Source organism: Desulfosporosinus cupriresistens (assembly GCF_001707885.1).
Lineage (GTDB): Bacteria > Bacillota > Desulfitobacteriia > Desulfitobacteriales > Desulfitobacteriaceae > Desulfosporosinus.
This window is the reverse complement of sequence record NZ_MASS01000002.1, coordinates 48,908-62,231: the sequence shown is the minus strand read 5'-3', so window position 1 is coordinate 62,231 and position 13,324 is coordinate 48,908. Positions and strand designations below refer to the sequence as shown.

Here is a 13,324-nt window from a genome sequence, read left to right as displayed (position 1 = left end):
ACTCACTTTTTATGATGTTTAGTCCTCCCAATATGTCATAAGCATCGTTATATGGTTTTATTCACCACAATGACGTTTTCTAAAGTCTCTTGCTTAACCGGATTAAACCGAACGAAAAATGTTGTACCTTGTGGTCCTGTGTCAACATCGATTGATGCATTGTGACTTTCTGCAATATTATAGCACATTGCTAGCCCCAACCCAGTTCCACCTTCTTTAGTGGTATAGAAAGGTGTTCCAAGCTTCCCTACAGCCTCTTTCCCAATACCGGCCCCCTCATCCTGTACACTTAGGACTACACCTTCGCTGTCTGTAAATGTTCGAATAGTTAGACGGGACTGTTCTCTCATTGCCTCTAAACCGTTATGACATAAATTGAGAACTAATTGATGTATTTCTTTGGTGCTCAATTGAATATCAGGGATTTCTTGAGGAATGAACTTTATGAGCTTATTTTGATTGAAGGCATCCGCTTCTATCATTGGATATAAATTATTTAGAATGTCGTTAAGGTTTTGACATTTCAGTCTGGTTGGTTGGTTTCTAGTAAGTGACAGGAATTCTGTGATAATGGAATTTGCCCTGTCCAGTTCACTGATCATAAGGTCAAACGTAGACCTCTGAGTTATATATTCCTGTTTTGCCCCGAGAAACTGGAGGTAACCTCGAACCGTAGTCATCGGATTTCTAATTTCGTGTGCGATTCCTGCTGCCATTTGCCCAACCAAATTCAGACGGTCAAGTCTCGCCATCTCTGCTTGCATCTTTTTTAGCTCGGTGATCTCGGTATAATCGAATAAACCACATAACTCGCCATCAATTTCGACGACCTCTGCTGAAAGAAGAGCTTTACCAAAAGTTCCGTTATGTTTTGGAATTGAAATCTCCAAATTATCTATTGAACCTTGTTTCTCCAAACAATAAAATACCTTTTCTGCTTCTTCAGTTGGTGATCCTAATTCGCACGGTGTTTTACCAATGACTTCATGTCGAGCTTGATTTCGTGCTTTGGTAAAACTTTCATTGACATCTATGTAACGGCGATCAGATAATCTAATAATGCTTTTCTGCTGTGGGCTAAGGTAAAACGCCTTCGCAAAGCGGTCTTCAGCTGATTTAAGGGCACGCTTAATTAGTTTAATTTCTGTTTCACTTTGCCAAGCCTCTCTCTCTGCCTTTTGAAGTTTCTCGAATTGCAACTTCCAAGCTTCTGTGGTTTTCTCAACTAGTTCCTCCAATTGTGACTTATGCATGTCTAGTTCTCTTGCCATATATATTATTTCGGTTATATCCTCCATGGTTGCAATTGCACCACAGATATTACCGGTGTCGTCTCGTAAAGGACTAGCACTCCACTGCGCGATCTTAGAGACACCATCTTCCCATATAAATTCCAACTCACATCTGGTAATTTCTTCACCGTACCATGCTGCCCGTTGAATCGGTTGATCTTCTGCCGCGATTGGCTTACCCTTATGGTATATTTTCGCAGTGGGCTGCTTTTGTGAAGAATAAGAAAATTGTTCCCAAGGTTCAATGCGCAAAAACTTTGCCGTTATTGGATTATGTACGATGGTCTCACACGATACATCAGTGGCGATAGAAAATCCGCCAGGAATTATATCAAGAAACTTTGAGTTCCCCAAAGTTTGTCGAAGACTTGGATATGCTTCGTTTAGAAACTTAGAACTATTCACAGCTAATCTCTTCTTTCGTAATTATTTGAATAGCCAAACTATGGTTTTCTGATTTCGACGTTTTTCCATAAAAATCCTCTAATCGTTATTACGTTCATCTTAAAATTCGCTAACGAGATAAAATTGCTATGTACGCCCTCACTAAAGATCTTGACAATTCATTGAGGGCATGGTACCGTGAAATTGAAAACCGATAATGTAGAGATCAAACCGTAAGCGCACTTTCAGAGAGTCGGAGAGGCTGGAAATCCGGCAGAAAGCGGTACGGCAAATGGACTACAGAGGGCGCAGGGAACGAAAGCTTAGGCTTTTTAGTATGTCGCGACGCAAAGCCAGCGTTATCAGGCTAAGAGTATGTTGGCACTCTTTAAAGTTGGGTAGTATTATATTACCAAGCAAGGTGGCACCGCAGACGTATGGTCTGTCCTTGATTACGGATATCCGTATCAGGACAGGCCTTTTTATTTGTTTTTGGTGACTCTGCGTGTCATCTCAACAGCCAACAAAATTTTATGAGGGGAAGGTTAAAATGAAAAAATTATTTGCAAGTTTACTAGTCTTTATGATGCTTCTGGTTACTGCCGGTTGCAGCACGGGAAAAACAACCTCCGATGGCAATACTTCAACCCACGTGACTCAAGTAGGTGTCATCCAGCTTGCCGACAACGGCGCCTTTACCGACATGCGCGAGGGCTTTATCAACAAAATGCGCACACTTGGTTATTCGGAAGATAAAATGGTTTTTGACTACAAAAACGCCAATGGCGACACAGCTACACTTAATTCCATCTGTCAGACCATGGTGGATGAAAAAAAGGACTTCATCGTGACGATAGGAACTCCGGCGTCACAAGCTATCGTTAATATGAATAGCGGCATCCCGGTATTTTATATCTCAGTTTCCAACCCCGTTGGAGCAGGTATCATCACCAATATAAATGTACCAGATAAAAATGCGACCGGTACCTCAAACGCCATCCCCGTCAGTGAGATGTTCAAACTGTCTGATAAGCTGACACCCAACCGCAAAACCTATGGTCTGATTTACAATACAAGCGAGATAAATTCCGTCACGACTATTAAAAATGCCAAAGCGTTTATGGATGGAAACGGGTTAAAGTATAAGGAAGCCGTAGTGACCTCCTCTTCAGAAGTGCAGCAGGCTACCCAGTCTCTGGTGGGCCAAGTGGATGCATTTTTTATCCCCAACGACAGCATGGTGCAAAGTGCGATGCCACAGGTTGCTGAAATCGCCAAAAATGCCAAAATTCCGGTGTACGGAAGCTCTGCAGTTATGGTACAATCCGGTGCGTTTGCTACAATCAGTATTGATGACACCACGATCGGCGGTATGACGGCAGATATGGCAGATAAGTTCTTAAAGGGTACTCCCATGGCGAAGATTCCATCTATTACAGTGTCTGATTTTACCACCGTCATCAATAAAACCACCGCGGATGCTATCAAGGTGACAGTTCCGCAGGACGTGCTGAAAAGCGCAAAAATTATCCAATAATAACGATCGTTATTCTCGCAGGAGGCAGGATTTATGACTCTAATGATAGGCTCTGCTCAGCTCGGATTGATTTACGGTATGCTGGCGCTGGGAATCTATATTTCATTCCGGATACTCAATATTCCCGATCTGACTGCTGACGGGAGTTTTACGCTGGGACTATCAGTATCGGCCGTTATGACAGTAGCCGGTTACCCATTTCTCGGCATCCTGCTAGCCATCGTGGCCGGTGCTGCGGCAGGAACAGTTACGGGTCTGCTGCAAACCAAACTGGAGATTCATCCCATACTGGCAGGTATCCTGACTATGAGCAGCTTATACAGTATTAATCTTTATATTCTTGGCAGCCGCAATAACCTGTCGTTGATCGGCAGTGACAGTATTTTTAATCAAATGGCCTGGCTATCGGTAAACAAGGAACTGATGAAAACCCTGATACCGCTTATCTACTGCTTTTTTTGCGCAGTTATTCTGATCTGGTTTTTCAAGACTCATCTGGGCCTGTGCATTCGCGCTACCGGCAATAATGAGGATATGGTCAAGGCTTCCTCTATCGATGTAAACGCCATGAAAGTCCTAGCTCTGGCTATATCGAACGCCTGTATCGGCTTGTCCGGCGCGGTGATCGCCCAATATCAAGGCTATGCCGACATCAGTTCAGGTATCGGCATCATGGTGGTAGGTCTGGCTTCCGCTATCATCGGTGAAGCTATTTTTGGCCGCCGTTCCTTGACAATGGGCCTGACCTCCGCTATATTCGGCTCTCTTCTTTACCGTTTTATTATTGCAGCAGCGCTTAAATCAAGCATTTTCCCCGCCTATATGCTCAGAGTTGTCTCTGCAGTGATTGTGGTCATTGCTTTGTCCATACCCGTAATTCAAAAGCGCATTCAGTTGAGTAGCATGAGAAAGAAGGTGCAGCGAGATACTTAAAATCATAAACGCTAGCAAAGCCTTTTTAGCAGGCACACCTAATGAACATGTAGCGCTAAAGAATGTAAGCCTCTCCCTTACCAAAGGCGAATTTGTCACCATCATTGGTTCCAACGGTGCAGGCAAGTCCACGCTGTTTAACGCTATTGGAGGCACTTTCTGGCTGGATAGGGGCAAGATTCTGCTGCAGGGAGATAACATTACCTACATGGCTGAACATAGACGGGCATCCATGATTGGCCGATTGTTTCAAGATCCAGTGAAAGGTACGGCCCCGGACATGACGATTGAGGAGAATCTCGCTCTTGCCTATAACAGAAAAAGCAAAAACGGCTTGCGCATCGGTGTGCATCGCAAAGACGTGCAAATTTTCCGCGAGAAAATCGCGCAGCTTAACATGGGACTCGAAAACCGCATGAAAACCAAAGTTGGTCTTCTTTCCGGTGGTCAGAGGCAGGCGTTGTCCCTGCTCATGGCTACCATTAGTACTCCACGGCTTTTATTGCTTGATGAACATACTGCAGCCTTAGATCCTGCATCTGCCGAAAAGATTATGCTGATCACCAAAAACATAGTCAGTCAGGAAAGTATCACAACAATGATGATCACACACAATATCCAGTCCGCGCTTAAAACTGGATCGCGAACCATTATGCTGGACCGCGGAAAAATAATTCTGGATATTTCAGGACAAGAGCGGGCAGATATGACTGTTCCCCGCCTGATGGAGTTGTTTTCCCAGCAGAGCAAAAACACACTGGATAACGACAGAATGCTTTTTGTCAATAATTAGAACCTGCCTAATGACAAATTGTTGCAATGCACCCCCTCGCGAAACAAGGGGGTGCATTGTTATTAGGTGGTTAATTGGATAAATTTACAGTGACTTGGGAACTTTCACAATCGAGCTGGGGGTAGAGATCTACAATTTCTTCATTCACTAGATACATGTATTTTCCATATTATGGAGTATGACGTATGAAAGGAGTTGATCTCATGTTTGGTTTTGGATTTTTACCCTTTGCTCTGGGTTTAGGTTTAGGGGCTACTATTGCGAGACCTCGCTATTACCCATCCTCGTACCCTTACGCCTATGCCCCATATCCCTACGGATGGTATTAGTATTAGACCAATATTAACAATCAGAGAAACGAACCTGAGGTCACTATCAGAAGTTATTTTCTAAATAAATCTTATTGGAATAAACGAAGCAAGGAGGGCTTAACGCTCTCCTTGCTTCGTCATAAAGAAACAGGACTACAACCACGGCATGGGTTGAAAAAGCATCATTATTCGCTAACCAAGTGGAAGGTATTGCAAAGACACGTCTCTTTCATTGATTTGCTGGTATCGTCCCTAATAACCTTCAAACGTTTAATCCATGTGCTCTCATTAGAGAGACCAACTTTTCTCGGTTTGTATCCTCCATAGTAGTGAGAGGCAATCTGAGATAATCTTTACAGAAACCCATAGCTGCCATAGCAGCTTTGACCGGAATAGGGTTTACTTCACAAAACAGTGCGTCTATAAGGGAATAAAGTTTAAATTGCTGCTCTGCACTGCCGGCTATGTCACCATTAAAGAAACGGGTGCAAATCTCACGTGTCTGTGCCGGCATAATGTTGGAAAGCACAGAAATGCCGCCAAACCCGCCAAGTGCCATAAGTGGAACTATCTGATCGTCATTGCCTGAATACAAATCAAGCTTACCTCGCACACGCGCCATTGTTTCAACAATTTTGGAAATGTTGCCATTTGCTTCTTTAATCCCTACTATATTTTCGTGTTCAGCTAATACCTCGTAGGTTGCAGGCTCAATATTTATACCTGTCCTTGAAGGCACATTATAGAGAATGATAGGCTTAGTACTCTTGTCGGCAATTTGTGTAAACATTTTAATCAGGCCTTTTTGCGTAGCCTTGTTATAATATGGGGTAACTACGAGCATAGCATCTGCACCTGCTTCGCAGGCACAACGAGTGAGGTCATGCGCGTATTCGACGTCATTGCTACCTGTGCCTGCGATGACCGGCACTCTGCCGTCTGCGTGCTGAACTGCAAATCTAATTGCTGCTTTGTGCTCGGCATCAGTAAGGGTCGACGCTTCACCTGTTGTACCACAAATTACCAGAGCATCAATCCCTTCTCCAATTTGCCAATCGATCAATTTGCCCAACTGCTCATAATTAATTCCTGTTTCGTCCAGAGGAGTGATGACAGCAGTCGCGATACCTTTGAAAACAGTGTTTTTTTTCATGTTAATTCTTCGTCTCCTTTAATATAAAAAAATAGCTGATACGGAATCAGCTACTAAATTACTCATATGATTTTCCAATCATACTGTAATATAGATAGCTCTCCGCAAATGCGACAGTTGAACAAATCTTATTTGTTCAACCAGCCCAGTCCCCACGTAATTGGAACCAACTTCGGCATCTACACCTTTCACCGAAGCTACGGTCTTACGTAAACCTTAACAACTTCGGGTACTGATTGCACAATGCACCTCTATCATTTATATTAGTCTAGTCATATACCGTTATACTTGTCAAGCACAAATTAGTAGACACACAAGGAGACAGGAGTATAAGAGAGTGGTTTTTGTGTATTTTATCTTATTCCCGCTTTGCCTCTAAATTTGATAGCACGGTTAAGTTGGTGTATTAATTCTGACTTAGCACGAGATTTTAAGATAAATTTAAGATTTGTATTTTATAATTACTTAGATCATGATTATTACGCTACACGAATATGAAGGAGGATAACAATTTTGTCATTTGACATTCAAGGATACCACTTGTTCAACCAATTTGCCGGTCATCATCCATTTCTAGACAAAACATTCGCTTTTTTGGCCCAATATTCCCTTGAACTTTATATCGCACTTTTTATTCTCGCTTGGTTTACCCTGCCAAAGCCTGAAGCTAAACAACGGCACGCTCTACTCATCATGGGTTTAGCGGGTGTTTTAGGGTTAATTATAAATGTCATCGTTTCACACATTTACTTCAGGCCTCGTCCATTTATGGTGCTAAAGAAGGGTACATTTATACAGCTTATTCCTCATAGTCCGGATGCCTCATTCCCAAGTGATCACACGACCGGAAGTTTTGGATTTGCAGCTGCCTCCTGGGGGAAAGCTCCAAAATGGATTACTACCAGCTTCACTATTCTTGCTATACTAAATGGTGTTGCTCGCCTGTATGTTGGAGTGCACTGGCCGACCGATGTCCTTGCGGGAATGGTGATCGGAACGATCTGTGGCCGTCTGCTATGGAAGTTTAGTTCGGTATTTCAACCTATCACAGACTATGGTCTGCGCTTATTCCATTTTGGCAATTACCAACACGAGTGCTAACTCAAAGAGTAACTAGTTAAAGGAGAATCATGTTGGAGACAATTCTAACTCACCTTGCACAATTTGTGATCTGCTATTTATAGATGTGCTGTTCCTTGTTCCTATGATTGAGGCTATAAACCAGATTCTTTGAATTTATGTTCCATATACGCCGTCACTTTATGGAAAGGCTTCTTTAGGACAGCCAAGAACAGAAATACGCAGATGAAAAGCAGCAGAGCCCCTGAATATCTTAGAACATTACTCCAATTCGGGCCCGCTATAGCTTCACGGAATCCCCCAATAGCGTAGGTAAATGGCCACAGGGGCTCTAATATACCAAAGATTCTGGGGTTTGTCTGAATAGGATAAATTCCACCCGAACCTGCGATTTGAAAAACCATGATCACCACGACAATAGCCTTGCCAACGTTGCCAAAGATCGACACAAAGGTAAATATGATGGTTGTAAAGCAGATACCCGAAAGTATGGCAAATCCCATCATCAAAAGCATATTAGCAGGGTTAACACCTAAGATATATTTATCACCTAAGGTTACAATGATAGCTTGAATGATAGAAATCACCAGAAACAGCAACATTTTGCCATAATGCGCCTGCATTATGGTCAGCTTTTGGTTTCTGACATCCGCTAAAGCAGTGTGTTCCACGCTGAGCAGTGAGGATAGCAACAATCCTCCTACCCAAATTGCCAAAACAGTATAAAACGGAGTTAAACCTACTCCGAAGATCCCCATATTGTAAATATCGATTTCTTTGACGTTGATGGGTGAGGAGAGAAAATCAGCCACCTGATCTGGATTCATTTCCATAAGCTTAATGATCTCATCGAGATTCTCTTGATTTAAATTTTGCAGTTTGACGCTTACTTCATTTAACTCATTTTGCAGGGCGGATAATTTGGTGGCTAAATCGTTAGCCTCGCTGACGGATAGTTTGCTGCCGGCAATTCCATAATTAGCCAAGGCATTTAATTGGGGGATAATGACTCTTGTCGATTCTAAGATTGCATCGGAATTATTCATGCCTTCAGTCAGGTTATTGGACAAGTTATTTAAAACATTAGAACTAACAGCATAAAAATTGTTAAATATTCGGGAAAGATCATCAGAAACTTGATTGTTGAGCGCAGAAATTTGGTCGATCGCCGAACCTATAGCTTCTCTTGAAGCACCGTTATCCAGCAATGCTTTTAATCCATTGACCTTGGTCTCTTCGGCAGTAATTAACCCTTTGAGATCATCAAGCAGGCTTATAAGCTGCGTGAACGCGTTATTGGGATGACTCTGATTGAGCAGTTCTAAGCTTTTTATATCTACGTCGATGAGATTAGCCGCGCTGCTTAAAGGGTCAGACATCTGATTGATGATGCTGACCAAATCGCTCGTACTGGAAGCCGCACTCATCGACTTTAGAGCCGATAATAGGGTCTGAGATTGCTGGTTGATTGCTTGGAGTTGGATCAGGTCATTATTGATATTGGATTCTGTGGTGTTGAATGATTGCTTAGTCGCTAAAATTAGAGATTTATTGGCTTCCGCAGCATTTTGCAAGCTGTTTATTTGCTCATTTAGTTTAGGTAAGGTATTTTTGACACTATATAAATAGCTTTGTAAAGCTTTAGAATTCGAATTAGCCTTGGCGATGAATCCTTGAATATCTTCAATGTTATTACTGGCCTGGGTCACTGTATCTCTTAAATCAAGAATTTTTGCCTTGTCACTCTGCAGGGTTCCACCAACTGGGTTCAAAGTTTTTAATATCTCCTTAGTAACCACAGCCAAAAAATTACTCTTCACCTTATCGGCTAATTCTAAGGTTGCTGCATTGGTTATTTTGGAAGCTATGGCATTCAGTTTTTCGTTGACCCTGTAGATGATATCTGGTTTATTCGGATTTTCCGTGGTAAGACTAACAATTTTTCTGGAAAAATCATTAGGTATCTCAATTAAAGCATAATATTTCCCTTCATTTAATCCATAGTTTCCTTGCCAGGAATCGATAAAGATCCAAGCAATATCTTTATTTTGCTTAAGTTCTTCAATAATTTGCTTCCCAACATTAATTTCTTGGCCATTATAAGCCACTCCCTCATCATTGTTCGCGACAGCAATCGGGAGATTTCCGGTATTAGCATAAGGATTCCAACTTGCTTTGATATTTATCCAAGCGTATAAGGATGGCAAAATACACAGCCCGATAACAATTAGAATAGCTGCCTTACTCTTCGAAATGCTTTTTAGATCCTGGAGAAAGACTCCGAAAACCTTCTTCATTACCGTCTCCTTATAATCTATCAAATGTGATTCTTATTCTCCGATTCCCGATAACTTAAAGTTGGTTTCAAATCTATGAACTCGCTCATAGAGGGGTTTTTTCAGGAAGTAGCCTGCTAAGACAAAAATCGCCGCAAATAACAGCAGCATAAAAAAGTCTAAAATGACCTTACTTATCAGCGGCCCGGCAATTGCCTCCCTAAAAGCGGAAATAGCATAGGTAAAGGGAAAGGTTGGCTGAAGTATTCTCAAAATCAGCGGATCAACTTCTATGGGATAAGTCCCACCGCTTCCCGCCAATTGCATAATCATATAAACTATGGCCAAGGCCTTGCCAAAATTGCCCAAGAGCGAAACTAAGGTATAAGTAATAACAGCAAAGGTTAAAGACGAAACCAAAGCTGCAACAATCAGCAAGGGGGTATTAACTGAATAAACCCCTAATAACAGTTTATCTCCCAGCACAATAATCAATCCCTGGATAAGAGCCAGCGTGATAAAGGTTAACATCTTTCCGAAATGTTTCTCACGTATAGTATAAGTTTCACTTCCCTTAAAATTAGACACCTCCGTCTTAAGCAACGATGTCAAGATAAGGGTTCCTACCCAAAGTGCCAGCACCGAATAAACCGGAGCCATGGCTGATCCATAGTTTGGCACCAGGTATATGGGCTCCTCCCGCAGATTGAAAGGTGAGGACACAAAACTCCCCATCAATTCAGGATTACTCTGGAGTATAGTTATAATTTGAGCCAAATCATTATTACTAATCATCTGGAGTTTATCACTTAGCCTGGCGATAATATCCTTATATTCAAGTAATCGGTTCCTTAAATCACCGGATACTTTGGCAGACAGTTGACTTCCTTCAAGCGCAGTTGACATTAAACTATCGATTTGACCTTGCAGGCCCTGGGCCGAAGAAATTAGATTCGCTGCATCGCTTGTGGCTGTGATTAAGCTATTGCTAATCGCATTCAAACTATTTCTGGCGCTGCTATTATATAACTTTGTGGCCTCGATAATCTGTAGGTTCATATTTGTCGTATCATTGTTTATTTGGTTCAACATAGTCTGATTGATAGTATGAGCACTGTTCAACTGCTCTTGGAATGAAGTGAGTTTATTCGATTCATCAGCTAAGGAACTTTGTATGCTTTGTAAAGAAGCTATCAGTCTGGCAACCTGAGCGCTAGGTATAGCATTGTTCAATTGCTGTAAGTATTTAAGGTTGAAACTAAGCTGGTCATTAAGAGCATTAACGATCCTATTGACCTGATCTAGGTTGGAATTTGCTTGGGCAGCTGAAGTATTTGATGAATTTATACCGCTTAATAAATCATGCATTCTCATAACTGAGGCTTGAGCATTATTTAAATTGGTCTCTATATTATTAAAGGACTGGGTGAGGGTTTGCTGTGTCGTCTTAATCAAATTCGCATTATTTTCATTGACCTGGCCAATTGTACTTAATTGACTGTCCACGCCCGGCATAGTGGCATTCAATTCTATAAGCAAGGTGCTTAAGTTACTGGATCGACTGTTAATATTTTGCAGGATGCTTAAAATCAAATCCATATTTCTATTAACTTGGATAATCTCGTCTTTCCATTGAATGAGTTTGTTTTTATTCGCTTCTGCATCTTGGCCAACTTTATTAAACGTAACAAAGAGGGTTTCGTTGACTGTGGCGATAAAACTTGAAGATATCTGATCCACGAGTGAATTTTTTGCCGTCTCAGTGATTTTGGAGGCAACAGGGTTATCCTTGGTATCCACTTTGTAAATAATCTCTGGTTTCTTGGTGCTATTTGTTAACACACTGGCAAAGCTCGCAGAAAAATCACTGGGAATCACGATCACCGCAAAATATGTACCGTCAACTACCCCCAAATCAGCTTCCTTCTCATCTACAAACCTCCAGCCAATCTGCTGATTGGTTTTTAACTTATCCACAATCGAGTTTCCCATATTAATTGTTTTATCTAAATAAACAGTGCCCTTATCCTGATTTACCACTGCCACCGGAATTGTACTGGTATTTCCGTAAGGATCCCAACACGCAAAAATATTTATCCAAGCGTATAAAGAAGGTAGAAGGCATATTCCAGCAATAATTATGAGCGCAACCGGATTCGCAATGATACTTTTTAGATCTCTTTGATAAATATTGATAACATTTTTCAATGTTTCTTCTCCTATTTTAGTTATCCCTTAACCCTAGTATAAAAACATTACTTAACGGACAACCAATTTACACACCGATCCAAATGCGGCATTATTATCATATTATGGGGTATTGTAATTGTCAAACCAAGGCATTGACTTATTCAGAATGTCGAAGCTTTAACCCTACATCGGTTCCGCCGTCGTCCGCGAACTCATCGATGCCGGTCATAAGGTCGTCGGTCTTACCCGCTAACTCTATGATCCGCCGCAAGCTTAGATGGAGCGCAGAAAAGCCATCCTGCAGATGAGCGAATCTCACGCCCGGTTCCGTGAGAAGCTCAATGGCTATCCCAAATTGGAATGCGCATTCCAATTTGGGATAGCCATTCATTTATATTCCTAAAGTTAATAGTTCTTCAAAACTATCAATAACGTAATCATATTCTTCAACATTACCAAAGCCGTATCTTGCATATACAAATGGAATTTCTGCCACTTTTGCTGACTCTGCATCTCCATTAGTATCTCCTACATAAATTGGTTTTTTCAGATCATTTCTTTCCATTATGATTTTATTGTTTTCTCCTTTTGATAGCCCTGTTACTCCCCAACATTCAAAATCACTGAAATATTTATCTAATTTATGTGCCTTAAAGAAGCATTGTATATAGCCATCCTGACAATTACTAACTATGAACAATTTGCATTTTTTAGATAACTCTTCAAGTGTCTCTTCTAATTTAGGGAATAACATTCCACCATGTTCCTCTAAATAAACTTGTTCAGTTTCACAGAATTCTTTCATTAATTTCGTTTGAAAATCTTCATCTAAATCTGGAAATAACTTTTTTCCTATTTCATTCATTGGAAGCCCCATACATCCTTGCATATCTTCAGGTGTTACTACATCTATAATGTTTGGATAGTTTGCTAAGACCGTTTTCCACGCCTTGCAAATTCCTTCTATTGAATTCCAAAGAGTGCCATCTAAATCAAAAATAATACTATCAATATTCATTTTTTATTACCATCTCCATTAAATAAGATCAGATGAAAGCCTCACCAGGATCCGGTTCAAACCGGTCTCCGGATCAACTTTTCTCTGTGCCCAACATTTAGATTCTCGCTTGATTACGAAACAACACTCCCAGGAAAACAGCCATTACCAACGAATCCGTTATCAGCGGAACCATACCGTCCAACTTTGAGTTCAAGTTGATCCTTCCTTTTTCTAATTCCACCATTATCCTCTATTTCCTGCATAAAGCAGCAAAAAAACACCCACCGCAAACGTCCAAAACGCTACGGTGAGTGGCATTCCCTTTCATTTATGGAAATCAACATTTGTCGTGGCGGAGGGTGTCGGAAGGGAATT

At 41.3% G+C, this 13,324-nt stretch carries 11 protein-coding genes and 1 riboswitch; of the genes, 5 read left to right on the top strand and 6 right to left on the bottom strand.

Translation table 11 applies throughout. From position 1 onward, the window contains the following. Positions 1–47 precede the first annotated feature (47 nt). A complete protein-coding gene (locus DSBG_RS01240; protein WP_207647205.1) occupies positions 48–1,646 on the bottom strand; it encodes an ATP-binding protein in 1,599 nt (532 codons plus the stop codon). Positions 1,647–2,226: 580 nt separating this feature from the next. On the opposite strand from DSBG_RS01240, the gene DSBG_RS01235 reads away from it, so the two are divergent. The 4 genes from DSBG_RS01235 to DSBG_RS22770 all read left to right on the top strand — a co-directional run bounded on the left by DSBG_RS01235 (position 2,227) and on the right by DSBG_RS22770 (position 5,268). Further along, on the top strand, positions 2,227–3,213 hold the full coding sequence (locus DSBG_RS01235; protein ID WP_068962414.1) for an ABC transporter substrate-binding protein: 987 nt from the start codon (positions 2,227–2,229) through the stop codon (positions 3,211–3,213). 33 nt (positions 3,214–3,246) lie between these two features. Next, entirely contained in the window at positions 3,247–4,146 is a 900-nt protein-coding gene (locus DSBG_RS01230) for an ABC transporter permease (RefSeq protein ID WP_068962413.1), read from the top strand. Further along, positions 4,139–4,939 carry an ABC transporter ATP-binding protein gene (locus DSBG_RS01225; protein ID WP_068962412.1) on the top strand — a complete coding sequence of 267 codons (801 nt, stop codon included), beginning with the start codon at positions 4,139–4,141 and terminating at the stop codon, positions 4,937–4,939. Before DSBG_RS01230 ends, DSBG_RS01225 begins: the two co-directional genes overlap by 8 nt. Positions 4,940–5,124: 185 nt before the next feature. Continuing rightward, positions 5,125–5,268: a hypothetical protein gene (locus DSBG_RS22770; protein ID WP_176716130.1), complete on the top strand. Its 144-nt coding sequence runs from the start codon at positions 5,125–5,127 to the stop codon at positions 5,266–5,268. 244 nt (positions 5,269–5,512) lie between these two features. On the opposite strand, the gene dapA is transcribed toward DSBG_RS22770, so the two are convergent. Beyond that, the gene (gene dapA, locus DSBG_RS01220) at positions 5,513–6,403 is read right to left on the bottom strand and encodes a 4-hydroxy-tetrahydrodipicolinate synthase (protein ID WP_068962411.1); all 891 of its coding nucleotides are present in this window, start codon (positions 6,401–6,403) and stop codon (positions 5,513–5,515) included. An 87-nt stretch (positions 6,404–6,490) separates the two neighbouring features. Then, positions 6,491–6,665: riboswitch (Lysine riboswitch) on the bottom strand. Between the two features lie 248 nt (positions 6,666–6,913). On the opposite strand from dapA, the gene DSBG_RS01215 reads away from it, so the two are divergent. Further along, positions 6,914–7,504 (top strand): phosphatase PAP2 family protein, encoded by a 591-nt coding sequence (locus tag DSBG_RS01215; RefSeq protein WP_068962410.1) that lies wholly within the window; start codon positions 6,914–6,916, stop codon positions 7,502–7,504. A 113-nt stretch (positions 7,505–7,617) separates the two neighbouring features. On the opposite strand, the gene DSBG_RS01210 is transcribed toward DSBG_RS01215, so the two are convergent. The 4 genes from DSBG_RS01210 to DSBG_RS01195 form a co-directional block, all read right to left on the bottom strand. Continuing rightward, on the bottom strand, positions 7,618–9,780 hold the full coding sequence (locus DSBG_RS01210; protein ID WP_068962409.1) for a YhgE/Pip domain-containing protein: 2,163 nt from the start codon (positions 9,778–9,780) through the stop codon (positions 7,618–7,620). Between the two features lie 33 nt (positions 9,781–9,813). Next, positions 9,814–11,967, bottom strand: a complete 2,154-nt coding sequence (locus DSBG_RS01205; RefSeq protein WP_068962408.1) for a YhgE/Pip domain-containing protein — start codon at positions 11,965–11,967, stop codon at positions 9,814–9,816. Positions 11,968–12,106: 139 nt separating this feature from the next. Beyond that, positions 12,107–12,340, bottom strand: coding sequence for a hypothetical protein (locus DSBG_RS01200; RefSeq protein WP_068962407.1), 234 nt, complete (start codon positions 12,338–12,340; stop codon positions 12,107–12,109). Further along, complete coding sequence (locus DSBG_RS01195; RefSeq protein ID WP_068962406.1) at positions 12,341–12,967, bottom strand: HAD family hydrolase; 627 nt, start codon at positions 12,965–12,967, stop codon at positions 12,341–12,343. It abuts the gene before it with no gap. Between the last annotated feature and the right edge of the window lie 357 nt (positions 12,968–13,324).